Below are 23,622 nucleotides of genomic sequence, written 5' to 3'. Positions count from 1 at the left end.
CCAACCCCTGGTTATCGGTTCGCCGTTGACTATAAGGCGGCTCGCACCGAGAATGCTTCGGGCTGTATCGAAGTGTGCAACCGAACGGTTTTCTTCGACCGCCAGCGGGCATCAAACGCGCATCAATGACGGAGGCTGCGAATAAATGGGCCAGCACAATATTTCGAGCGTTGCTCACCTGATCGCCGAGCCGGTTCGCTCGGTGATGCTGATCACGCTGGCCGACGGCAGCGCCCTGTCGGCCAGCGCGCTTGCGGAAGCGGCCGGCGTAACCGCGCAGACCGCCAGTTCACACCTCGCCAAGCTGCTCGACGGTGGCTTGCTGAGCGTCGAAAGCAAGGGCCGGCATCGCTATTACCGGCTCGCCGGCGCACACGTTTCGCACGTGCTTGAAAGCCTCGCGTCGGTTGGGCCGGTCACTCCGGCCTGGCGCAATACGCCCAATCGCGCGGCCCAGGCGCTTCGCTTCGCGCGCTGCTGCTACGACCACCTCGCAGGTCAAATCGGCGTCGAGGTGACGCAAAGCATGCTCATGCGGGGCTTCATTGTCGAGGCGGCCGAGCGCCAGTACGCCCTCACCGCGTCCGGCCGCGCGTGGCTGCAGCATCTCGGCATCGACATGGGAGATCCGGCGTTCGACCACGCGGAACATGCGCGCCAATGTCTTGACTGGACCGAACGGCAGTATCACGTCGCCGGGCCCTTAGGCGCCCGGCTCATGGACGCCTTCCTTGCATGGGGCTGGATGCAGAGGTCGCCCGCCGCCCGGTCGGTAACCGTCACGGCGCTCGGCTGGGACGGCCTCAACCAGCATTTCGGCATCGTGCGCGAAGCTTGCGAAGCTAACCCCGGAAACACCGCCGCTACACCCGCCTAATTGTTAAATCCCCGCCGCGCCGGTTCGTTTTGTTGATGCCGGCTCACCGAGGGGAGGCAATGTGCACGCACAGAAACATCATCGCGGAGCTCATCGCCCCCCGTATCTGAAAGCGGTCAAGCCAACCGATCAGCCGCGTCCGGGACCCCAACCCGGGCCAGAACAGAAACCAGGGCCGACGCTCAGGAAAGCGAGTCCCGCGCAGCAAGGCCGCCTGGCGAAGCTCGCAACCTTCACGACTGACCTGCGCATGGTTTCGCTGAACCTGCTGCTGCTCATCGGCGCGTGTCTTGCCGGGGCCATGCTGTGGAAGCTGGTATTCGCACGCGAGACCCTCATCGAAAATATCACCGTGCCCGAGGCGTTCACCCGAATCGGCTATTCCAGCGAGGCGTTCCAGTCATTCGTTGCGGGCCATCTGATCGCCCTCGAAGCGCGCGCGGCGGACGTGATACCCGCCTCGGCCAAAGAAGAAATCAAGCTCGATTCCGACATGCCGGATTTCTCGGTGCCCGGCACGTCGATTTCCGCGAAGACGATCCTGCAATACGTGCGCGAGGCGCTGCCGCTTCCGGTCTCGACCATCTCGGGCAGCGTAACCGGCACCCCGGATCACTACGTTTTGCATCTGGTCCTGGCGGAGCGCGGCGCGGTGTATCGCTTTGCTACGCCCGAAGGCTCGATCGCCGTTCTGGAGCAGAATCTCTCCAATCTCGCCTTGGACGTGCTGAAGAAGCACAGCCCTTATATCTACGCGTCGTATGAGTCCGCCGAAGCTCAGGCGCGTTGCTATTCCGGCAAGGGGGCCTGCGATTTCTCCGAAGCTGAGCGGGTATTTTCGAGCATTGTCGACGCCGGAGACGAACAGCCGAATTACAAATGGGCCCTGCTCGCGTTATCGAAGATCGACGAGGCATACCACGATTACAACGGCGAAATCAACGCGGCCAGCCGCCTCTCCGCCGAATACCCGTCGTCGTGGAGTTTCTATAACTGGGGGGTCGCACTCAGCGAGCTCGGTTGCTACAAGATGGCGATCGGCGCGTTCGACCGGTCCATCGCCTTGCGTTCGTCGCGGGAAGCCGCGTTCAATGCAATCGGCCGCGCCTGGCTGGCACTCGCCAAACGGGTGCCGGATCTTCATTCCACAGAAGCCAGAACCGACCTGCACAACGCGCGCGACGATTTCCGCGTAGCCGTTTATCTGAAACCGGACTACCAGGAGGCGCACGTCAATCTGGCGGAGTCGCTCAAGCTGCTCGACGATGACAAGGGCGCGCGCCGCGAATACGTGAGCGCCATCGAGATGGATCCGACACACGCGGGTCTTGCGTATGCCAGGTACGCCGAACTGTTCGGGGATCCGAAAGAGCGAAGCAAGCTCCTCGGCTTTGCGAATTGGGCCGACAACTTGCACGATGAATGCCGCGCGACTAACTCCACCTCGCTACTCGAAGCGCTCGGTTGCAGTGTCGCCATGCAAGCCAAAACGACCCATGTCGCGAAAACGGACAGTCATGGCGGAATCGAGACCGTTGCAGCGGCGGGTCCGGCAGCGGGTTGCCGTGGCCTCGCGGTCGACGACAGACTTCCGCCTGAAGAGGGCTGGCCCGATTTCGCGCAGATTGCACCTTGAAACCGGGTTCTTAAAGGCGCACCGACGCGGACCGCGCTTCACCTCGATCACTTACGCCAGACATGGAATGCGCGACTCACCTCGCGTTCCGCCCCCAATTCCTTCAACTTGACCCCCGGCAGATGCGAAGGCAATCTACGAAGGTAACCTTCACATCTGCCGGTATGTCCAGCAACGACACTCAGCCCACACGCCCCCCCTCCGACCCCGACGCCCTGCACGCAACGGCGGAAGACTTACGCGTGCTGATCGGCAAGTTGCGCCGCCGCTTGCGAGAAGAAGCGCATGTGGGCGATTTCACGCCGTCGCAGGTGCAGGTTCTCGGCCTGCTGGAACGCGAAGGTCCGGCAACGGTCACTACGCTCGCACGCCTCCAGGGTATGCGCCCGCAGTCCATGGGCGAGACGCTTTCGGTTCTGAAAGCTGCCGGACTCGTGAGCGGCACACCGGACCCGAACGACGGGCGGCAAACCGTTCTCTCCCTCACGCCCGCCTTCCGCAAAAAGATCAAGGCAAGCCGCGCGGCCCGCGAAGACTGGCTATTCCGTACGATGCAGACCCGCTTCTCCGCTGCCGAACAGAAACAACTCGCGATCGGCGTCGACCTGCTCAAACGCCTCGTCGACTCGTAACTCCCAGGAAAACACCATGGCTCTCACCACGCTCGACGCAAAGACCGCATTGGTCGTCATCGATTTGCAACAAGGTATCGTCGCGCTGCCTACCGCCCACCCCACCGGCGAAATTGTCAAACGCTCCGCTGACTTGGCCGATGCATTTCGCCGTCACGGTCTGCCCGTGGTGCTCGTCAATGTGGCGGGCGGTGCGCCCGGCCGCGCGGAACAGTCGCGTCCCGCGGGTGACTTCCCCGCCGGCTTTGCGGACCTCGTTCCCGAACTGAATCAGCAGCCGTCGGATCATCAGGTGACCAAGCGCACCTGGGGCGCGTTCACGAACACGGATCTCGAGGCGTATCTGCGCAAACAAGGCGTTACGCAGATCGTGCTGGTCGGCGTGGCCACCAGCATCGGCGTCGAGTCCACCGCGCGTTTCGCACACGAACTCGGCTTCAACATCACCTTCGCAGTCGATGCGATGACGGACATGAGCCTCGACGCACACACCAACAGCCTCACGCGAATCTTCCCGCGCCTCGGCGAAACCGGCACCACGCAGGACGTCCTCGATCTGCTCGAACGGTCGCGCGTATGACCACGCGTTTGAACCGATGCACGGCGCGGATCGTCCACACGGAGATGTCCCAGTGAGTGGCACATTCCGTTCGCTGCGCACGTTCAACTACCGGGTCTGGGCCAGCGGCGCGATCGCCTCTAACATCGGGACATGGATGCAGCGCACGGCACAGGACTGGCTCGTGCTCACGGAACTCACGCATCACAATGCAACGTCCGTGGGCATTGTGATGTCGCTGCAGTTCGGGCCGCAAATGCTCCTGCTGCCCCTAACCGGCTATGCGGCCGATCATTTCGACCGCCGCAAGCTGCTGTTCGCCACCCAGGCGGCAATGGGCACGTTGGCGTTATGCCTCGGGATTCTCACCGTAACCGGCCTCGTGCAGTTATGGCAGGTCTATGTGTTTGCGGGCTTGCTCGGCTGTGTCACCGCGTTCGATTCACCGGCGCGTCAGACCTTTGTCTCCGATCTGGTGAGAGAAGCCGATCTGTCGAACGCGGTCGCGCTGAACTCCACCTCGTTCAACGCGGCGCGCATGATCGGGCCTGCCGTCGCGGGGCTGTTGATCGCCTCAGTGGGCACGGGCTGGGTGTTTCTGATCAACGGGCTCTCCTTCGTCGCCGTGCTCGGTTCGCTGCGCATGCTGCGCATCAGCGAACTGAATTTGAAGCCACATGCGACACGCACGCGCGGCAGCTTCGTGGAAGGCTTCAAGTATGTGTGGACCCGTCCCGATCTGAAAGCCGCGCTGTTGATGATGTTTCTGATCGGTACGTTCGGGCTGAACTTCCCGATCTTCATCTCGACCATGTCGGTCACCGCCTTTCATGCGGGTGCGAGTCAATACGGCGTGCTGAGCTCGACCATGGCAATCGGTTCGGTAACCGGTGCGCTGCTCGCCGCACGCAGAGCGAAACCTCGCATGGCTCTTCTGCTCGGCGCAGCGGCGGTTTTTGGCGTGGGCTGCACGGTCGCCGCGCTAATGCCGAACTACGTATTGTTCGGCCTGGCACTCGTCGTGGTTGGCGTGGCGACACAGACGTTCAACACGTCGACAAACAGCCTCGTGCAAATCTCTACCGAGCCGGCCATGCGTGGCCGGGTCATCGCGATCCTGCTGGCCATCGCGCTAGGCGGCACGCCGCTCGGCGCGCCGGTGGTGGGTTGGGTCGCGGATCGTTTCGGCCCGCGTTGGGCACTCGGCGTCGGGGCTGCATCGGGTTTCGCCGCGGCGATCGTCGGCTTGATCTATCTGATGAAGTATCGTCAGTTGCGCGTGTATGTCGAAGCGGGCCGGTTGCGCTACAGCATCGACGACCCGCGCCAGGCGCCGCCTTACGTCAGCCCCGTCACGGCAGTACGGAATGCCGTGTTGAGTGAAGCGGAAGAGGATACATCCGCTGGGATTTGAGGAACGCTGCGCGAAACGCGCCGAAGCGCAACGAAGCGCCCCGTCAATTCGTCGAGCAGTGCCGCCGGCCCGCAGCTATACTCAAGTGCATCATGAAGCCCGCCGCATTGTCTTTCAGCCGCAGCCGCCACGCCGATCCGGCGTGCGCGCATGCACGCCTCGCCATGGCGCGCCTCAATCCCCTGCTGAACGTGATTCTCGCTTTCTGGGCGATCTGGCATTGCCGTCACGCACGCCCCCCGCTGTTCTCTCTGCATCCGCTCTCCTGAGCTGAATCCGGCGCCGCCATCCGCGCGGCTCTTCCGATTTTTTCGTCACTCCGCGCGCCTGATGCGGAGGACGATGCACGCGCCAACGCGCAGAGAGAACCGACATGCAATTCGCCCACGAACAGGAAGCGCTGAGTTTCCTCGAACAGTATCCCGATATCGATCTGATCGAACTCTTTATCGTCGACGCCGCCGGCGTGCCGCGCGGCAAGCTGCTTCATCGTGAAGAACTACTTGCCGTGTATCGCAGCGGACGGCCGCTGCCGAGCGCGATCATGAATCTGACCATCAACGGCGACGACACCGAAGACAGCGGCCTCGTCTGGGACGTGGGCGATATCGACTGCCGCGCCTATCCGCTGCCGGGCAGCCTCGTGCGCCTGCCGTGGCGCAAGATGCCGACCGCCGCCGTGCAGGTTCAGATGCATCCCGAAGAAGGCCTGCCCGCCGGCGTCGCCGATCCACGGCAACTGCTTGCGCGCATCGTCGACGGTCTGCAAGCGGATGGTTTCTTTCCGGTGATGGCGTGTGAACTCGAGTTCTATCTGCTGGATGCAAAACCCGATGCACAGGGCCGTCCGCAACCCGCGCTCGATACGGACGGCCGCCGGCCGCGAACGACCCAGGTGTATGGCCTGCGTGAACTCGAACAGATCGAACCGTTCCTGAAGGATCTCTACGATGCCTGCCGCGAACAGAACATTCCGGTACGCACCGCGATTTCCGAATACGCGCCGGGCCAGGTGGAGATCACACTCGAACACGGCCCCGCGCTCGAAGCGATGGATCACGCCGTGCGCTACAAGCGCATCGTCAAGGGAGTCGCGAACGCGCATGGCATGAACGCATGTTTCATGGCGAAGCCGTTCGCCGACATCGCAGGTTCGGGCATGCACATGCACGTGAGCCTCGCCAATGAAGCCGGCGACAACCTGTTCGCCTCCGAAGACAAAGCCGGCACGCCACTGCTGCGCCAGGCAGTGGGCGGCATGTTGCACGGTCTGCTCGATTCGATGCTGATGTTCTGCCCGAACGCGAACTCGTATCGCCGCTTCCAGGCAAACAGCTACGCGCCGTGCACGCCGACATGGGGCGTCGATAACCGCACAGTCAGCCTTCGCGTGCCGGGCGGTCCGGCGCCGAGCCGGCACGTCGAGCATCGCGTGTGCGGCGCCGATGCGAATCCGTATCTCGCTGCCGCGGCCATTCTCGCGGCCTCGCACCACGGCATTCGCGAACGCCTCGACCCGGGCGCGCCGATCGAAGGCAACGGTTATGCGCAAGCCACCACACTGCTGCCGACCGACTGGTTGAGCGCCTTGAACGCGCTCGAACAGTCAGACTGGGCGAGGGACGTATTTGGCGCAAAATTCCTTAAGGTGTTTCTCGCGATCAAGCGCGCCGAGTACCGGCAGTTCATGGGCGAAGTCGGTGAGCAGGACTGGCGCTGGTATCTGAACCAGGCTTGATTGTTTGTCACTGCGTGCCGCGTGCACACTGCTGATTCATTGCAAAAAAGCCGCGCCTGAAATCAGGCGCGGCTTTTTAACTACGGCAACACTGCTCTATTGCTTACTTCGCCACCGGCATCGTGAACTCGGCACCCTTCGCGATGCTATCCGGCCAGCGCTGCATGATGCTCTTGTAGCGCGTGTAGAAACGCACGCCTTCTTCGCCATACGCGTGGTGATCGCCGAACAGCGAACGCTTCCAGCCGCCGAACGAGTGCCATGCCATCGGCACCGGAATCGGCACGTTGATGCCGACCATGCCCACCTGAATCTGCCGGCCGAACGCGCGCGCCACACCGCCATCCGACGTGAAGAGCGACACGCCGTTACCAAACTCGTGCGCATTGATCAACTCGACCGCACTCGCAAAATCGGGCACGCGCACCACCGCCAGCACCGGGCCGAAGATTTCTTCCTTGTAGATCTTCATCTCCGTGCCGACCTGGTCGAACAGCGTACCGCCGATGAAGAAGCCGTCTGCGTTCGTGACCGGATGCGCGCGGCCATCGACGATCAGCTTCGCGCCTTCCGCCACGCCCGAGTCGATATAGCCGGCCACCTTGGCCTTATGCTCGGCTGTAACCAACGGACCCATTTCAGCGTCGAGGTTCTCGCCGTTCTTGATCACCAGCGACTTCACGCGCGGCACCAGGCGCTCGATCAGTTCATCAGCGACATTGCCAACCGCCACCGCAACCGAGATCGCCATGCAGCGCTCGCCCGCCGAACCGTACGCGGCGCCAATCAAGGCGTCGACAGCCTGGTCCAGATCGGCGTCCGGCATCACCACCAGATGATTCTTCGCGCCGCCGAGCGCCTGCACGCGCTTGCCGCGCTTCGATGTTTCCGTATAGATGTACTCGGCGATCGGCGTGGACCCGACAAACGACAGCGCCGCGACGTCGGGGTGTTCGATCAGCGCATCCACGGCCACCTTGTCGCCGTTCACGACGTTGAACACGCCGTCAGGCAAACCGGCTTCCTTCAGCAGTTCGGCAATGCGCAACGACGCCGACGGATCACGCTCCGACGGCTTCAGCACAAACGTGTTGCCGCAGGCAAGCGCAACCGGGAACATCCACATCGGCACCATCACCGGGAAATTGAACGGCGTGATCCCTGCCACCACGCCCAGCGCCTGACGCAGATTCCAGTTGTCGATCCCGCCGCCGATCTGGTCGGTGAAATCGGTCTTCAGGAGGTTCGGAATGCCACAGGCGAATTCGACGACTTCGATGCCGCGGACCACTTCGCCTTGCGCGTCCGTGAACACCTTGCCGTGTTCACGCGTGATCAGCATCGCGAGTTCGTCGTGATGCTTGTTCAGCAGTTCCTTGAACTTGAACAGAATGCGGGCGCGCTTGAGCGGCGCGGTTTCGCTCCAGGCGGGAAAAGCGGCCTTCGCGGCCTTGACCGCCGCGTCCACTTCCTCGACCGACGCCAGAGCGACCGAACCGGTCACCTGGCCGGTGGCGGGATTGAACACGTCCTTGAAGCGGCCGCTGGTTGATGCAGCCGGCGCGCCGCCGATGTAGTGGCCCAGTTGCTGCACCGACAACTTCGCTTGTTCGTTCACTGCATTCATTTCGTTACCTCGTGTTCGGGATAGGCCGCAAGAGTTGACCTGCCAACTGTATCGACGGCGCCGGCCATATTCCCGATACAGCACAATAAAACCGCGCCTCACTGTATTGATTTTCGCGCGGCAACTGTATTGGTCGGTGAGGTCGGAGCAGTATCAGGAAAGGACGCCCAACTCAGCGCCATTGCTCGGTCAATTCGTTGGCCAGCACCATCTTCTCGCGGACGAGTTCGATAAAACCGGCGTCGGCTCCGTTCTGCGTCTTGAGGAACTTCAGCGCCGCGGAATGAACGGCCCGCATCGACCGGCCGTCGATCCCGACCATGCGCGCCGCGCTGCGACGCGTTTCCTCGACCAGATCGCGCGCGCTGCCGAAGTCAGGCACCAATCCGCTCTGCGCCTGGAACCCGGCGCGCAATTCTGCCGCATACTCGCGCGACTGCCCCAACCGGTCGACGTCGATCATCAGATCGACGCCATCCGCCATACGCGACGCACAGAGCATCCACAACGCGATGAACGCCCGATATGCGTTGTTGCCTTCCGCCGTGCGCGCATAGTGCTCGCACGCCACGGCGTAGGCGTCATCCGAAACCGGCACAGCGGGCGGCAAGCTCACGCCGCAGATTTCGATGGCCTGCCGGACCAAGGGTTCCGACTGGTTCAGACCCAGCACGCGAAACGGCGCGGCCACGAAGAACGGATTGCTCCATTGCTGATTGAGCAGCCACCCAGAGGCAAACTGCGATGCGGGATTTCGCAGCACCGCCGCATGCATGACTTGCGGGAATGCACGCTTGAGCCACGGCAACCGGCCTGACGAACGGCAAAACTTGAAGACGGGTACGCTACCGTGCTCAGCGGTACGCTCGCACAGGTTGGCCAGATAGGCCTGCAATGCGGGGAATTCCGCGTCGGGTGCAGGGGAGAAGCGATCGGTGCCGAAGCGCTTCCTGTATCCGGCTACACCGCGCGCGCGCTCCTGGAGAAACGGCCGGTATTCTTCGAAATACGGCGCGGCAAGCGGCGGGTGTCCAGAGGTCAGCGTAGGACGGGACGCGGAAACGTCCGCGAGGCTCAGATCGGCGAGCACGTTGCTAAACGGTTCATAGAACCCAGTGACGGAATCGAGTGCGCGCAGACGCGACCAGATCCACGTTCCTGCGCTGCGCCAACCCGTGTGCAGGAATACGCCCTGTTTCAGGGCGCTTTTCTGCGCGGCGTCGCCCGGACTGATAGCCGGGTCATTCGACATGCGGGTCAACCCCTCAGCAGCGCCTGATGGACCAACTGAGGGACCGCTCGACGGTTCATGTGGCAACGGCATTGGCCTTCTCTTCAAATGGAAGCGACAACGAATCGATGGACGGCAGGCGCAGCCTGCCCCCTTGGCTCAAACGCACACTTTAGCGGGTCAAGCTGTCGACTGCGTTACGAAAGTATCCGTTTGCCTTGCGATCACGTCCTGTCATGCACTGGAACAGCGCATTCAAACGCTTTAAGCTGCCAGTCTTCCGAACTCAAAAGTGGCTGCCATGAACAACTCAGCCGACATCCGGTTTCTGCTGACCATCCGCGAGAGTGGCAGCCTGATCGCCGCAGCGCGAAAACTGGGACTGTCGCCCTCCGCGGTGACCCAGCGCCTGCAGCAACTGGAAAAGAAACTCGGCACGCAACTGCTCAACCGCACCGCGCGCCGTTTGCAGTTCACGGAAGAAGGCACGCTCCTGTGCGAACGCGGCGCCGAACTGGTCCAGCAGTTCGACTCGCTGTTCGAAGACTTGCAGACGCGCCGGGGCGGTCTGATCGGCACGCTGAAAATCAATGCGCCGCTGGGATTTGGCCGGCGACACCTTGCGCCCGCCATCGCCGACTTCCAACAGCAGAACCCGGCTATTGACGTGGTGCTCACGCTGTCCGACCAGCCGTTGACCGAGACAATAGACCGCTTCGACATTGTCGTGCATATCGGCGAGTTGCCGGTATCGAATCTGGTCGGCTATGCGATAGCACCGAATGCGCGCTTCGTATGCGCCGCACCGGCGATCATCAAGCGGCTTGGTCAGCCGGAGTCGCCGGAAGAATTGAGCAAGCTGCCATGCATCGTACTGCGCGAGAACAACGAAGATGTCTCGCTGTGGCAGTTCAGCAAAGGCCGCACGCGTCGCAGCGTGCGCGTTTCTCCGCATTTGAGTTGCAACGACGGCGACGTGATCCGCCAATGGGCTTGCGAAGGCCGCGGTGTAATCCTGCGCTCCGAATGGGACGTGGCCGACGACATCGCCAAAGGAAAACTCGTCCGGCTGCTGCAAGGCTGGAAAGCGCCGGAGGCTAACGTGATCGCGCTGACGCATCAGCGGGCGGGATTGCCGGCGCGCACGCGGCATTTCATGCAGTATTTGCAGGGTAGATTCAGGCCATTGCCACCGTGGAGGAGATAGAGCGTGAAACGGGGTGAATCACTTCGCGAATGGCACGTTCACTCAAACTGAATTTGAGAGTTAGCCTGACTGAACTCCACGCGAGTAATGAAACTTTATAATCGGCTTACCGTCCTTCGCCGGTTAAATCAATGACTTCTGTTTCGACCCCAACCGCCTACCCCAAGGCGGTCCTCTTCGACCTCCTGACCGCCTTGCTCGACTCGTGGACGTCATGGAATCACGCCGCGGGCTCCGAAGCGGCGGGCCGTGCGTGGCGTGCCGCCTATTTGCGCCTGACCTACGGCTGCGGTCGCTACATTGCGTATGAACAATTGGTGCGCGCGGCAGCCACCGAAGTTGGGCTGCCGGAATCCGCCGCGCTCGCGCTCGAAGCGGACTGGCTGAAGCTTGCGCCATGGAGCGGCGCCGTCGATGCATTGCAGGCGCTCAGTCCACATTGCAAACTGGCGGTTGTCACTAACTGCTCCATTCGCCTCGGTACGCAGGCCGCCGCGTTGCTCCCGATCCGCTGGGACGCCATCGTCACCGCTGAAGAAGCCGGGATGTACAAGCCGGACTCGTTGCCTTACCGGCTCGCGCTCGGCAAACTCGGCGTAAGCGCGCATGAGGCCGCGTTCGTGGCAGGCTCCAGCTACGACATGTTCGGCACGGCTGCGGTCGGCTTAAGGACATACTGGCACAATCGTGTCGGTCTGCCGCTGGTGGCGGGTGCACAGCCGCCCGAAATCGAGGCGCCGACGCTCGACTCGCTGATCCCATGGCTCAGCCGTTTCGGCCACGCGGAAAGCCACTCTATTCCCCGGTGAAAGCATGAAACTCGACCGCATCGACACCCCTGCCGCGCTGATCGACATCCCCCGGATGCAGAAGAACATCGCGCGGATGCAGGCGCACATGAACACGCTGGGCGTGGCATTCCGTCCGCACGTCAAAACCACCAAATGCATCGACGTGGTCCGTGCGCAGATCGCCGCCGGTGCGCGCGGCATCACGGTCTCGACTCTCAAAGAGGCGGAGGCTTTCTTTGCGGCCGGCGTCAGCGATATCCTTTACGCGGTCAGCATCGCGCCCTCAAAGCTGCCGCGAGCGCTGGCGCTTCGCCGCCAGGGTTGCGATCTGAAACTCGTGGTGGACAATCCGACCGCCGCCACGGCCATCACCGCATTTGCGGACCAGCACGGCGAAACCTTCGACGTGTGGATCGAGGTGGACACCGATGGCCACCGCTCCGGTATTACGCCGGAACAGGACACGCTGCTCGAAGTCGGCCGGATTCTGCATGAGAACGGCATCAAGGTAGGTGGCGTGATGACCCACGCCGGCTCCAGCTACGAGCTTCATACGCCGGAGGCGCTAGCCGCGCTAGCCGAGCAGGAGCGCGCAGGCTGCGTGCGCGCGGCAGAGCGGCTGCGCGACGCAGGCATTCCGTGCCCGGCCGTCAGCGTCGGATCGACGCCCACGGCGCTGGCCGCCGGGCAACTGGATGGCGTGACCGAAGTGCGAGCGGGTGTGTACGTTTTTTTCGATCTGGTCATGCACAACGTCGGCGTGTGCGGACTTGAAGATATCGCCCTCAGCGTGCTGGCCACCGTGATCGGCCATCAGGCGGACAAGGGCTGGGCGATTCTCGACGCAGGCTGGATGGCGATGAGCCGCGATCGCGGCACCTCGAAGCAGCCGCACGATTTCGGCTACGGCCAGCCGTGTTTGCTGAACGGAACACCACTAGCGGGTTTCGTCGTCAGCGGCGCCAATCAGGAGCACGGGATTCTGTCGTCATCGGAAGAAGGCGCGCATGTGGACGACATCGCGCAGCGCTTTCCGATCGGTATGAAGCTGCGCATCCTGCCGAATCATGCCTGCGCGACCGGTGCGCAGTTTCCGGAGTATCACGCTGTTTCGGCGGATGGCAGCAGTGTCGAGTGGAGACGTTTTCAAGGTTGGTGAGGGACGGGTAAGGCGCTGACGCGGCGCCTCGCCTCGCCGTGCCGTGCCATGCCATGCCATGCCATGCCATGCCATGCCATGCCGTCCTCATTGAATCAGAACCGATGCTGCCACGTCGCCCGACACGACCAGTTGCCGGTCGACCAGTTCGAGCTTGAGTGGCGCATCTGCCGACAGTTTCTTCTTCGGTACCACGCGACGCCAGGTTCCATTCGAATTCGGGTCCCGGTAGAACGCGACGATACCCACGTATTCCGTGTCGGGTTGCATCGGCTGCGACACGCTTGCGGAAGCGCCGGGATTCACTACCGTCGCAACGCTGGCCTGCAGATCCTGCGCGAGGACGGTCTTGTCGTTCTTCAGCAGATCGTCATACGACGCCTTGTCGAAGAGCTTGCGATCCTTGAGCTGGTACACACGCACGGCGACTGAGGTCGATCGCATTGCTTCGTCGGGGTTGACCGCAGCGCGCGCGGTGAGGTCGACGTTCAGCACTTTTACCTGTTTGTAGAAGACGGCGTGAACCACGCTTGAGGTCGAGTCCGACACTGTCTGCCATGCACCACATGCGCTGAGCATTAGACTGGCGGCAAGGAGAGTCGTCGTTAAACGGATGGACATACGGGTACTCCAGAATCAGTCAAGCGGCGCAAGGAACGGGTTCGGCTCCGGAGCCGGAAATGCTTCGTAAGAACCGAGCGGAATGGTGATCAGACGTTCGTCGTCTGAAGGCAGGATCGTGGTCCACGCAAGACGTGGCGCCGGACCTTCGTGCGCCGCGCCGATTTTCGGTGCGGGTGCGATGCGCGACGATACTTCCATGCGCAGGAACACGTCGGCCTTCGTACCAGCGTACAGGCGGATAAAGGCCATCAGTTCACGGTGCAGCCACGCTCCGGGCAACAGGTCGTGGGCCTGTTCCGCACTCGCTGGCCGCAACGTGACGCGGGCGGCCCGGCTCCGGTACGCGACGCGCGTGCCCAGCACGTAGCCGCCACCGAGGCCACGGCGCCTGCCCTCGCCCTGTGCGCCGTCGGCAGTGCCCGCAGACGTGAGCGGTTGAGGCTTGCCCGCGCCCTTGAGGGTCGGGAAGAACTCGTCGACAAGAACATCGACACCGGGCACGGCGAGTGCCACGACACCGGCAAGACCTTCAGGGGTACGCGTACGCTGGATCAGCAGTCCTAGCAGCGGGAGTACCCGCGAGTCGGGCAGCCCGGCGCGCGCCGGTTTCTCACCCCAGCCGAAGCCGGCGAGACTCAGCAGCTTGCGCGAATGGGCATCGGTGCCGCCTGGACGAAAGCCGATCGGATAGCGGTACTTCTTCGACGCGCGATACAGTAGCGTGACAATCCGGTGATTGAACTGGTCGAGGAACGCTTCGAGTGCTTCGTGTCCTTCCGTTCGCAGCACGATGTCGTCGATCATGTGCGAGGGCATTGCCGCGTCCACGCCGTACAAACCCATGAACGTCGTGCGCACAGTCGGCGGGGCATTGGATCCATACGTGACGCCCTCCTCGTCAAACTCGACTGAGGCGATTTCGCCGGCCGGAAAGCCGACGCGAGCTCGCGGGCGGAATCTCACGGGTTCATGTTCCGGCGTATCACGCGTACCGAAGCCAGGATGCTCCGATACGCGCACTTCGAGCAGCCGACACAACTGCATGAAGTTCATCTTCGGAGCGCGTGCGAGCAACGACGCGACCAGCGGCTCCAGGTTGGGTAGTTCTCTGGGCCTCATAGCGGGGAGCGCAGCGCCTTGCTGCGCGGCCATTCAGTACGCTGCTGCGACGGCAGGCTCACGATTGCGAGCTTCGTGAACAGGTTGATTTCCGCGTATAGCGCGAAGAACTGATGCAGCAGTTCACCGAACAGCATCACGTCGCCAACGCCTGCGAATGCGTGACTGTCGAGCGTGACCTCGATCAACACGCCCCGCTCGACCGACCCACCCGACACCTCTTCCAGCAATTCCTCCGACACGTGCAGGATGCCCGCGAGGCGGCGGCGGTTGAGCTCGTCGTTGGTCCAGTCATAGAGCGCGAGAGCTCCCCGTCGATCGAGATCAAGTGGTACAAGATCGATGATGCGGGCAAGGAGAAGGAATACTTCAACACGAAGCTCGACAACGTGAAAGTCGTCGCGGTCAAGCCGAAGATGCTCGACATCAAGAACCCCGCCTACGAGAAGCACAACCACCTCGAAGACGTCGAACTGCGCTACGAGAAGATTACGTGGTCGTACAAGGACGGCAATATCATTCACGCCGACAGCTGGAACGAACGCTCGTAAGGTTCTCAAGGAGGCTGGCACGGGCTACTTGATCCCTCGAGGTCGGGGACTGCTTCGCCTCCTTTCGCCAGTCCGCCTTGCACGGGCTGGCGCTTCTTATTCATGCCGCCCGTACCTGACGGAGAACGCGATGCCAGTCGGCCCTTCCTTGTACGACAAACTGCTTGGCCAGATCGGTGGTGAGCCGCTGGATGCCTACGACGACAGGACACTCGAGATACTGAGCGTCCAGCAAAACATCCGTCGCATTCTCAACGCACGGGCGGGCGCGCTCAAGCACCTGCCCGATTACGGACTACCGGATCCCACGAACATCTACAAGGCGCTACCTGCTTCGGCGCATTCGCTCAAGCAGCAGATGGAGGCGACACTGCTTGTGTACGAGCCTCGCATCCGATCAATCGACGTGGAATACATCGACAATCCTGACCCCGGCGTCCTGGTGAGCTACGAAATGACGTGTCACCTGAAGAAGGCCGGACTGGTACGGTTCGGAACCTACTTCGAGCCACCGGGCCGTATGCGTGTGCAGCGGATTCAGGGGGAACGCTGAGCTGGGCCGGTCAGGCGAAACCAGCTAAAGCGTTGTACCAGTATCGGATCTAATCACGGTGATAAGTGCGGCTGTGCCACCTCATCCGTTACAACCTCGATCGCCCCAGCCGTTCAAACGCGGTACGGTCGCGTTGCTTGAGTTTCTTCGCCGCGAGCACGCCAGCCACTGCGAAGGTCGGTAGCAATGCGGTCAACGCGTACGACACGCCCACGCCCGCACCGATCAGGCCGAGCAGGACGCCGATCATCTCGTCGCGGAGACAACGCTGCTGCAAACGCGCCGACGCCCGGCCAGGGCGATTGAACCGCTGCGTCACTCGTCCTCTTCTTCGAGGCCGGCAAGCAGATCGTCGACCGCGCGATACACGCGCTCGACGATTTCCGGCCCGACCTTGCGCTCCAACTCGCGATAGTGCGCTTCGAGATCCTTCGAGATCACGCGCACCAGATCCACACTCGTGTCGGTGAGCGACACCAGCACGCGGCGCTGGTCTTCCGCGAAACGCTCCTTGGTGACCAGCTCCATGCTTTCCATGCGCGCGAGCACGCCGGCCATGCTCGGGCTCGAAATCGTGCAGATATCGGAAATGTGACGCGGCTCCATCGGACCGTGCTCATTGAGCGCACGAATCACGCGCCATTGCTGTTCGGTCAGTCCGTGCGCGGTAATCAATGGGCGGAAGCGCTCCATCATTTTTTCTCTGGCGCGCAGCAACAACATCGGCAGGTTGCGGTGCAAAACTCGGGTAGAGGCGGAAGCGGACATGGCGGAAGATAGGTAAAGGCAGCCGTCGAAACTTAAGGGAAAACCCGCAATCAGCCGACAGGCTATTGACCGTGGATGATATCAAGCGCAATACTACTAACATGTTAGTGTTTTTCCCGGGAGACAGCTGCTTTATGTTTGCACTTGCCGATCACCTGCTGCATCCGGAAGGCGACGCGCTGCCTCGCGACGTGGATGCGCACACCGTTGCCGCGCTGCTCGCACGTGGCGTGGCCTGCCGCGCGCCGGTTTCCGGCGCTGTCTATGGAACGTTGCTGAACGACCGCGCCGCGCTGGAAGCATTGGGCGACGCGGTGCATGCCGCTCCGTATAAAGCACCGCCCAAAGCGCCCGTTCTCTATCTGAAGCCGCGCAATACGTTCGCGGGTCATCGCGCCCGTGTTGTCGTGCCTGACAACGCATTTGGTGTGGAGGTCGGCGCTTCGCTGGGTATCGTGATTGGCCGCACTGCTACACGCGTCAGTGCGGGCCAGGCGTTCGACTATATCGCCGGCTACACGCTGGTTGCCGATCTGAGCGTGCCGCATGCGAGCGTGTACCGGCCGTCGGTACGGTTCCGGGCGCGCGACGGCTTTTGCGTGATCGGACCGGCGGTGGTTGCGGCGCGTCATGTTGCTGCGCCGGACGATCTGACGATCAAGGTTGCGCTTGCCGGACGTGAGGTCTTCACTGCGGGAACTGCCTCGTCGGTACGCAACGTGGCGCGGTTGATTGCGGACGTCAGCGATTTCATGACACTTAACGCGGGTGACGTCATTACGCTTGGCGTGCCTCATGGTTCGCCGGTTGCCCATATCGGCGACACGGCCACGCTATCGATTGGCGGATTATCGCCCCTCGATGTGTCGTTTGTCGGTGCAGACGAACAAGATGGAGAACAGCAATGATGCGCGGCCGTGTTGCGTATGCAGGGGCGATTCACGAAGCCTATCCCGACGCCAACGGCGTGCGCCTCGCCGATGGGCGCGTGCGTCGTGAAGATGAAGTGGTGTGGCTCGCGCCGATCGAGGTCGGCACGATCTTCGCGCTCGGCTTGAACTACGCGGAGCATGCAAAGGAATTGCAGTTCAACAAGCAGGAAGAGCCTTTGGTCTTTCTCAAAGGCCCGGGCACGGTCATCGGTCACCGAGGCTTCACGCGCCGCCCCGCCGACGTCACCTTCATGCACTACGAGTGCGAGCTGGCTGTCGTGATCGGGCAAACCGCGCAGAACGTCAAGCGCAAAAACGCCATGCAGCATGTGGCCGGCTACATGATCGCCAACGACTACGCGATCCGCGACTACCTGGAAAACTATTACCGCCCCAACCTGCGCGTGAAGAATCGCGACGGCGGCACGGTGCTCGGCCCCTGGTTCGTCGATGCCGCCGATGTCGAAGATGTCACGCAACTCGAATTACGCACGTTTGTGAACGGCACGCGGCAGCAACACGGCAACACGCGCGATCTCGTCACCGATATCCCGGCGTTGATCGAATACCTGAGCAGCTTCATGACCCTCGCACCCGGCGACGTGATCCTGACCGGCACGCCGGAAGGCATCGTCAACGTCAATGCGGGCGACGAAGTGGTCTGTGAAATCGACGGCCTTGGCCGTCTCGTCAATACGATTGCATCCGACGCGGACTTCGGCCGCGCCTGATCGACAGGCTTTGCATGGGATTGGAGTAAGTGCTTTGCACCAACTCCGATCGACAAAAGAGAAAGGACAACGCAATGCGAATCGACCATCTGATCAACGGCAAATCCAGCGCCGCGAAAGACTACTTCGAGACCGTCAATCCGGCGACGCAAGACGTGCTCGCCGAAGTCGCCCGCGGCGGTGCGGAAGAGGTCGACGCCGCCGTGCGCGCGGCCAAAGAAGCGTTTCCGGCATGGGCCGGCAAACCCGCGGCGGAACGCGCAAAAATCATTCGCAAGCTCGGCGAGTTGATCGCGAAGAACGTGCCGGACATCTCGGAGACCGAGACGAAAGACACCGGCCAGACGATCTCGCAGACGCGCAAGCAACTCGTGCCGCGCGCCGCTGACAACTTCAGCTATTTCGCGGAGATGTGCACGCGCGTCGACGGTCATACGTACCCCACCGATACGCATCTGAACTACACGCTGTTCCATCCGGTCGGCGTCTGTGCGCTGATCTCGCCGTGGAACGTCCCATTCATGACGGCAACGTGGAAAGTCGCCCCCTGTCTCGCGTTCGGCAATACCGCTGTGTTGAAGATGAGCGAACTGTCGCCGCTGACCGCTTCGATGCTCGGCAATCTCGCCCTCGAAGCCGGGATTCCCGCAGGCGTGCTGAACGTCGTGCACGGCTTCGGCAAGGACACTGGCGAACCGCTGGTGGCACACCCGGACGTGCATGCGGTGTCGTTCACGGGTTCGACGGCAACCGGCAACCGTATCGTGCAAACGGCCGGCCTGAAAAAGTTTTCAATGGAACTGGGCGGCAAGTCGCCCTTCGTGATTTTCGACGACGCCGATTTCGAGCGCGCCCTCGATGCCGCCGTGTTCATGATCTTCTCGAACAACGGCGAACGCTGTACCGCGGGTTCACGCATTCTGGTGCAACGCTCGATTTATGCGCGTTTTGCCGAGCGTTTCATCGAGCGCGCGAAACGCTTGACGGTGGGCGACCCGCTGGCTGACAGCACGATCGTCGGCCCGATGATCAGCCAGGGGCACCTGGCCAAAGTGCGCAGCTATATCGAACTGGGTCCGAAAGAAGGCGCGACGCTCGCGTGCGGCGGACTCGATGCCCCCGACTTGCCCGACGCCATGCGCAAAGGCAACTTTGTTCAGCCGACGGTGTTCGTCGACGTCGACAACCGCATGCGGATCGCGCAGGAAGAGATCTTTGGCCCGGTTGCCTGCCTGATTCCGTTCGACGACGAAGCTGACGCGATCAAACTCGCCAACGACATCTCCTACGGTTTGTCGAGCTACATCTGGACCGAGAGCACTGGCCGCGCGCTGCGCGTCGCTGCAGCCGTCCAGGCGGGCATGTGCTTCGTCAACAGCCAGAACGTGCGCGATCTGCGCCAACCGTTCGGCGGCACGAAAGCATCGGGCGTGGGCCGCGAAGGCGGCACGTGGAGCTACGAGGTGTTCCTCGAACCGAAGAACGTGTGCGTATCGCTCGGCTCGCATCACATTCCGCGCTGGGGCGTCTGACGTGCCGGTCATTTTCGCGCGAGTGCATCACGCCTTGCGCCACACAGAATAGGAGACCGCGATGGGCAAACTCGCGTTGGCAGCAAAAGTGACCCACGTCCCGTCGTTGTATCTGTCCGAACTCGACGGTCCGCATAAGGGCTGCCGTCAGCCCGCGATCGACGGCCATCATGAAATCGGCCGCCGTTGCCGGGAATTGGGTGTGGACACGATCGTCGTATTCGACGTGCATTGGCTGGTGAACAGCGAATACCACATCAATTGCGCGCCGAAGTTCGAAGGTGTCTATACGAGCAACGAACTGCCGCACTTCATAAAGAACATGCCGTACGCGTATCCCGGCAATGTCGGACTCGGCGATCTGATCGCGGAAGTCGCCAACGAAATGGGCGTCAAGAGCCGCGCGCACAGCGAGACCACGCTCGAACTCGAATACGGCACGCTGGTGCCCATGCGCTATATGAATAGCGATCAGCACTTCAAGACCGTATCGGTAGCCGGCTGGTGCATGTGGCACGACCTCGAAACCAGCGCGCGCTTCGGCCTCGCGGTACGCAAGGCCATCGAGGAGCGTTACGACGGCACCGTGGCGATTCTGGCGAGCGGTTCGTTGAGCCACCACTTCGCCAACAACGGCACCGCCGAGCAGTTCATGCACAAGGTGTGGAGCCCATTTCTCGAACAGATGGACCGCAGGGTGGTCGAATTGTGGGAAGCTGGCGACTGGAAGACCTTCTGCGAGATGCTGCCGCTCTATAACGAGAAATGCTGGGGCGAAGGCGGCATGCACGACACGGCGATGCTGCTCGGCGCACTCGGTTGGGATCGTTACGACGGCAAGGTTGAGGTCGTAACGCCGTATTTCGGCAGTTCGGGCACCGGCCAGATTAATGCGATCTTCCCCGTGACGCCCCTGCCCGCTTAAGTCCTGAGAAAGGAGCTTGCTGTGCCACATTTGACACTCGAATACAGCGCCAATCTTGCTGATGAAGCAAGCATTGGGCAGCTTTGCACATCGCTCGCGGCTTGCCTTGACACGCAGCGCGAGAACGACCAACGCGTTTTTCCGCTCGGCGGCATCCGCGTGCGCGCCTTGCGTTGCGAGCAGTACAGCATCGCTGACGGACGGCCCGACGCCGCCTTCCTGCATGCGAACCTGAAGATCGCCGCGGGCCGCTCGGACGCCGCAAAAAAGGCGACCGGAGACGCACTGTTTGATGCGATCAAACAGCACTTCGCCGCAGAGTTTGAAAAACACGGCTTGGCGTTGTCGCTGGAGATCAATGAATTCAGCGAAGCCGGCACGTGGAAACACAACAATTTGCACGCACGGCTTAAGGCCTAATACCTAGGCTTGAGGCCTGAGCCTGAAACCTTGGCCTGAAACCTTGGCCTGGGACTTGGGCCTGGGACCCGGGCTTGACGCTCCGGTTTAATATTCCGACCCGGTAGCTGGGCGCGGCAGCCGCTAATAGAGAATCCATCATGCTAGACGAACAGACAATCCGCGATCTTGCGGCGGAACTCGACAACGCTGAGAAAACGCGCACTCAGTTGCGCCACTTCTCGGCCAGGTATCCCGGGATGACGGTAGAAGACGGGTACGCGATTCAGCGCGAGTGGGTGAAGCTCAAACTGGCCGAAGGCCATGTGATCAAGGGGCGCAAGATCGGCCTGACTTCGCGCGCGATGCAGCGTTCGTCGCAGATCGACGAACCGGACTACGCGCCGTTGCTCGACAGCATGTTCATCGAAAGCGGCCAGGACATCCGCACCGACCGCTTCATTGCACCGCGAGTGGAAGTGGAATTGGCATTCGTATTGAGCAAACCCTTGAAGGGTCCTGGCATCACGCTATTCGATGTTCTGGATGCCACGGCTTACGTGACGCCTGCGGTGGAAATTATCGACGCGCGCATCGAACAATTCGACCGCGAGACGAAGGCGCCGCGCAAGGTGTACGACACCATTTCGGACTTCGCGGCCAATGCCGGCATTGTATTGGGTGGCCGTCCGGTGCGTCCGATGGACGTCGACCTTCGTTGGGTAGGCGCATTGCTTTACAAGAACGGCGCTGTGGAAGAAAGCGGACTCGCTGCCGCGGTGCTGAATCACCCTGCCACGGGCGTTGCATGGCTCGCGAACAAGATTGCTCCCTACGATGAAGGACTGAACGCGAACGACGTGATTCTGAGCGGCTCGTTCACGAGCCCGATTCCGGCACGAGCGGGCGACACGTTCCACGTTGACTATGGCCCGCTCGGCGGCATTGGTTTGAATTTCATTTGAGTTGCCGACATGTCCTTACCGCAAAACACATTCAAGCGCGCGCTGACTGAAGGCAGGCCACAATTCGGCTTATGGGCGGCGCTTGCCGATGCCTACGTGACCGAATTGCTGGCCACGGCCGGATTCGATTGGCTGTTGATTGACAACGAGCACGCACCGAACGATGTACGCAGCACGCTGGCGCAATTACAGGCTGTGGCTGCGTACGCATCGCATCCGGTGGTGCGTCCGGTGCGCAGCGATAGCGCGTTGATCAAGCAGTTACTCGATATAGGCGTGCAGACCTTGTTGCTGCCGATGATCGACACTGCGGAGCAGGCTGCGGATGCTGTCGCGGCGACGCGCTATCCGCCGCAGGGTATTCGTGGCGTGGGGAGCGCGTTGGCGCGGGCATCGCGTTGGAACCGGATACCGGACTACCTGCACACGGCGGCGGCGGAGTTGTGTGTGGTGGTGCAGGTAGAAACCGTGCAAGGCATGGAGAATCTTTCGGCGATTGCGGCGGTGGACGGCATTGACGGTGTGTTTTTTGGTCCGTCGGACCTGAGTGCATCGATGGGATTGCTGGGTAAGCCTGGTGATGCGGGTGTACGCGACGCGATATGCAAGGGCATCGGGAAAGTGCGGGGCGCCGGCAAAGCGGCGGGCGTGCTAGCACCGGACCCGGGGATTGCCGCGGAGTATGTCGCGGCGGGCGCGACGTTTGTGGCGGTGGGGACGGACACAGGTTTATTGAGTCGCGCGGCGGCGGATCTGGCTGCAGCGTACAAGAAGACTGCCTGTGCGGCGACGCCTGTGAAGGGCGGGTATTGAGAGGTAAGGGGTGCCTGCCAGGCATCAGGGGCGCCGCGCGGCGGGCTTGTTTTTGCCTTCGCGGTGCTTGGTCTGCTGTTTGCCTGCGGCGATGGGCCTTGATTGGTTTTTTGCCTTCGCGGCGCCTGTTTGTCTGCATGCCTACGGCGTTGGCCTTTCCTTGAATTGATGTTGGTTTATTAGCGTCGCCCCTGTGCGGGGCTAGGCAAAAGAAAGCGGCTCAAACCGCAAATTCTTAAGCGGGTCCCTCGCACAGCCACGGTAGTGGTGCATCTGGAATCTGTGTTCTCGCACATTCCGCCCTGGTGACTAAGCAGTCATACTTCCGGCGGCGCTGCGCGCGCCGACGCGCATTTCTTAAACCCGCGCGCTGCGTTTGGCTCCCGCGTCTTTGCTCGAACACTAGCGCGTCATTGCGCGGCCACCGCCAGACATTGCATTCGAAGTGAGGCTTCGCTCGTAAGGGCACAGACGCGTCGCCGAGGCGAAGCCGATGGCCCCCGCCACGCCCAAACGAAGCACCAGGTTTCCCTGGTAGACCCATCCGCGACGCACGCAGTGCGGAGTGGGAGCTGATGACTCCCTTGTCACTAACGCAGAATGCGCGAGGGCACGGATTCCAGATGCACCACTACGCCCTCCAAGCCAGGGGACCCGCTTATGAGCTAGCGGTGTGAGCCGCTTTCTTTTGCCTACTTTTCTTTGCGGCAGGGTAACTATTCAGCAGTTAAGGGCGAAGGCACATGACCGGCGAAGCTCAGAGCGAGAGCATCAACAAGCGGACGGCGTTGTTTGCGTAAGGTAGCCAAGTACGATCGGATCGTGCAAAACGCCTGAAG

Annotated in this window: 24 protein-coding genes and 2 pseudogenes; 19 read left to right on the top strand and 7 right to left on the bottom strand. The window is 61.9% G+C overall.

The window, feature by feature from the left end; genetic code table 11:
- The first annotated feature begins 145 nt into the window (after positions 1-145).
- The 7 genes from GNZ12_RS41900 to GNZ12_RS41870 all read left to right on the top strand — a co-directional run bounded on the left by GNZ12_RS41900 (position 146) and on the right by GNZ12_RS41870 (position 6,856).
- Positions 146-877, top strand: coding sequence for an ArsR/SmtB family transcription factor (locus GNZ12_RS41900; protein ID WP_172318590.1), 732 nt, complete (start codon positions 146-148; stop codon positions 875-877).
- A 61-nt stretch (positions 878-938) separates the two neighbouring features.
- Complete coding sequence (locus GNZ12_RS41895; RefSeq protein ID WP_172318588.1) at positions 939-2,513, top strand: tetratricopeptide repeat protein; 1,575 nt, start codon at positions 939-941, stop codon at positions 2,511-2,513.
- A 164-nt stretch (positions 2,514-2,677) separates the two neighbouring features.
- Positions 2,678-3,145, top strand: coding sequence for a MarR family winged helix-turn-helix transcriptional regulator (locus GNZ12_RS41890; RefSeq protein WP_172318586.1), 468 nt, complete (start codon positions 2,678-2,680; stop codon positions 3,143-3,145).
- A gap of 16 nt (positions 3,146-3,161) precedes the next feature.
- The gene (locus GNZ12_RS41885; protein WP_172318584.1) at positions 3,162-3,725 is read left to right on the top strand and encodes an isochorismatase family protein; all 564 of its coding nucleotides are present in this window, start codon (positions 3,162-3,164) and stop codon (positions 3,723-3,725) included.
- A 52-nt stretch (positions 3,726-3,777) separates the two neighbouring features.
- Positions 3,778-5,118, top strand: coding sequence for an MFS transporter (locus GNZ12_RS41880; protein WP_172318582.1), 1,341 nt, complete (start codon positions 3,778-3,780; stop codon positions 5,116-5,118).
- A gap of 92 nt (positions 5,119-5,210) precedes the next feature.
- Positions 5,211-5,387 carry a hypothetical protein gene (locus tag GNZ12_RS41875; protein WP_172318580.1) on the top strand — a complete coding sequence of 59 codons (177 nt, stop codon included), beginning with the start codon at positions 5,211-5,213 and terminating at the stop codon, positions 5,385-5,387.
- Positions 5,388-5,491: 104 nt separating this feature from the next.
- A complete protein-coding gene (locus tag GNZ12_RS41870) occupies positions 5,492-6,856 on the top strand; it encodes a glutamine synthetase family protein (protein ID WP_172318578.1) in 1,365 nt (454 codons plus the stop codon).
- A 103-nt stretch (positions 6,857-6,959) separates the two neighbouring features.
- Here the strand turns inward: GNZ12_RS41870 and GNZ12_RS41865 are convergent, their stop codons facing one another.
- Together GNZ12_RS41865 and GNZ12_RS41860 are read right to left on the bottom strand one after the other, a co-directional pair.
- Positions 6,960-8,483: a CoA-acylating methylmalonate-semialdehyde dehydrogenase gene (locus GNZ12_RS41865; protein ID WP_172318576.1), complete on the bottom strand. Its 1,524-nt coding sequence runs from the start codon at positions 8,481-8,483 to the stop codon at positions 6,960-6,962.
- A gap of 172 nt (positions 8,484-8,655) precedes the next feature.
- On the bottom strand, positions 8,656-9,735 hold the full coding sequence (locus tag GNZ12_RS41860) for a hypothetical protein (protein WP_172318574.1): 1,080 nt from the start codon (positions 9,733-9,735) through the stop codon (positions 8,656-8,658).
- A gap of 280 nt (positions 9,736-10,015) precedes the next feature.
- On the opposite strand from GNZ12_RS41860, the gene GNZ12_RS41855 reads away from it, so the two are divergent.
- From GNZ12_RS41855 to GNZ12_RS41845, 3 genes are all read left to right on the top strand, one after another.
- Positions 10,016-10,921, top strand: coding sequence for a LysR family transcriptional regulator (locus GNZ12_RS41855; RefSeq protein WP_172318572.1), 906 nt, complete (start codon positions 10,016-10,018; stop codon positions 10,919-10,921).
- A 131-nt stretch (positions 10,922-11,052) separates the two neighbouring features.
- On the top strand, positions 11,053-11,730 hold the full coding sequence (locus GNZ12_RS41850; protein WP_172318570.1) for an HAD family hydrolase: 678 nt from the start codon (positions 11,053-11,055) through the stop codon (positions 11,728-11,730).
- A gap of 4 nt (positions 11,731-11,734) precedes the next feature.
- Complete coding sequence (locus GNZ12_RS41845; protein ID WP_172318568.1) at positions 11,735-12,871, top strand: DSD1 family PLP-dependent enzyme; 1,137 nt, start codon at positions 11,735-11,737, stop codon at positions 12,869-12,871.
- Between the two features lie 87 nt (positions 12,872-12,958).
- On the opposite strand, the gene tssJ is transcribed toward GNZ12_RS41845, so the two are convergent.
- The 3 genes and pseudogenes from tssJ to GNZ12_RS41830 all read right to left on the bottom strand — a co-directional run.
- Complete coding sequence (gene tssJ, locus GNZ12_RS41840) at positions 12,959-13,492, bottom strand: type VI secretion system lipoprotein TssJ (RefSeq protein WP_172318566.1); 534 nt, start codon at positions 13,490-13,492, stop codon at positions 12,959-12,961.
- A 15-nt stretch (positions 13,493-13,507) separates the two neighbouring features.
- Positions 13,508-14,614: a type VI secretion system baseplate subunit TssG gene (gene tssG / locus GNZ12_RS41835; RefSeq protein ID WP_172318564.1), complete on the bottom strand. Its 1,107-nt coding sequence runs from the start codon at positions 14,612-14,614 to the stop codon at positions 13,508-13,510.
- A pseudogene (locus GNZ12_RS41830) lies at positions 14,611-14,928 on the bottom strand (type VI secretion system baseplate subunit TssF); the annotation flags it as partial. The pseudogene GNZ12_RS41830 and the gene tssG, both read right to left, overlap by 4 nt.
- Between GNZ12_RS41830 and tssD the strand changes: the two are divergent.
- Together tssD and tssE are read left to right on the top strand one after the other, a co-directional pair.
- Positions 14,929-15,165: pseudogene (gene tssD / locus GNZ12_RS41825) on the top strand (type VI secretion system tube protein TssD); the annotation flags it as partial.
- A gap of 130 nt (positions 15,166-15,295) precedes the next feature.
- Entirely contained in the window at positions 15,296-15,718 is a 423-nt protein-coding gene (gene tssE / locus GNZ12_RS41820; protein WP_172318562.1) for a type VI secretion system baseplate subunit TssE, read from the top strand.
- An 88-nt stretch (positions 15,719-15,806) separates the two neighbouring features.
- On the opposite strand, the gene GNZ12_RS41815 is transcribed toward tssE, so the two are convergent.
- Entirely contained in the window at positions 15,807-16,037 is a 231-nt protein-coding gene (locus GNZ12_RS41815) for a hypothetical protein (protein ID WP_172318560.1), read from the bottom strand.
- The gene (gene hpaR / locus GNZ12_RS41810) at positions 16,034-16,441 is read right to left on the bottom strand and encodes a homoprotocatechuate degradation operon regulator HpaR (RefSeq protein WP_169488206.1); all 408 of its coding nucleotides are present in this window, start codon (positions 16,439-16,441) and stop codon (positions 16,034-16,036) included. The genes GNZ12_RS41815 and hpaR overlap by 4 nt, the downstream gene beginning before the upstream one ends.
- 179 nt (positions 16,442-16,620) lie before the next feature.
- On the opposite strand from hpaR, the gene GNZ12_RS41805 reads away from it, so the two are divergent.
- The 7 genes from GNZ12_RS41805 to hpaI all read left to right on the top strand — a co-directional run bounded on the left by GNZ12_RS41805 (position 16,621) and on the right by hpaI (position 22,783).
- The gene (locus GNZ12_RS41805) at positions 16,621-17,394 is read left to right on the top strand and encodes a fumarylacetoacetate hydrolase family protein (protein ID WP_172318558.1); all 774 of its coding nucleotides are present in this window, start codon (positions 16,621-16,623) and stop codon (positions 17,392-17,394) included.
- Entirely contained in the window at positions 17,391-18,149 is a 759-nt protein-coding gene (locus GNZ12_RS41800) for a fumarylacetoacetate hydrolase family protein (RefSeq protein ID WP_172318556.1), read from the top strand. The genes GNZ12_RS41805 and GNZ12_RS41800 overlap by 4 nt, the downstream gene beginning before the upstream one ends.
- 74 nt (positions 18,150-18,223) lie before the next feature.
- Positions 18,224-19,681, top strand: coding sequence for a 5-carboxymethyl-2-hydroxymuconate semialdehyde dehydrogenase (hpaE, locus tag GNZ12_RS41795; protein ID WP_172318554.1), 1,458 nt, complete (start codon positions 18,224-18,226; stop codon positions 19,679-19,681).
- A 61-nt stretch (positions 19,682-19,742) separates the two neighbouring features.
- Complete coding sequence (hpaD, locus tag GNZ12_RS41790; RefSeq protein ID WP_120308159.1) at positions 19,743-20,606, top strand: 3,4-dihydroxyphenylacetate 2,3-dioxygenase; 864 nt, start codon at positions 19,743-19,745, stop codon at positions 20,604-20,606.
- A 21-nt stretch (positions 20,607-20,627) separates the two neighbouring features.
- Positions 20,628-21,026, top strand: a complete 399-nt coding sequence (locus tag GNZ12_RS41785; RefSeq protein ID WP_172318552.1) for a 5-carboxymethyl-2-hydroxymuconate Delta-isomerase — start codon at positions 20,628-20,630, stop codon at positions 21,024-21,026.
- Positions 21,027-21,166: 140 nt separating this feature from the next.
- Complete coding sequence (gene hpaH, locus GNZ12_RS41780; protein WP_172318550.1) at positions 21,167-21,970, top strand: 2-oxo-hept-4-ene-1,7-dioate hydratase; 804 nt, start codon at positions 21,167-21,169, stop codon at positions 21,968-21,970.
- Between the two features lie 9 nt (positions 21,971-21,979).
- Positions 21,980-22,783, top strand: coding sequence for a 4-hydroxy-2-oxoheptanedioate aldolase (gene hpaI, locus GNZ12_RS41775; RefSeq protein ID WP_172318548.1), 804 nt, complete (start codon positions 21,980-21,982; stop codon positions 22,781-22,783).
- The last annotated feature ends 839 nt before the right edge of the window (positions 22,784-23,622 follow it).

The organism is Paraburkholderia solitsugae, from assembly GCF_013177695.1.
In the GTDB taxonomy this organism is placed as follows: Bacteria; Pseudomonadota; Gammaproteobacteria; order Burkholderiales; family Burkholderiaceae; genus Paraburkholderia; species Paraburkholderia solitsugae.
This window is presented reverse-complemented; position numbering and strand designations above follow the sequence as displayed.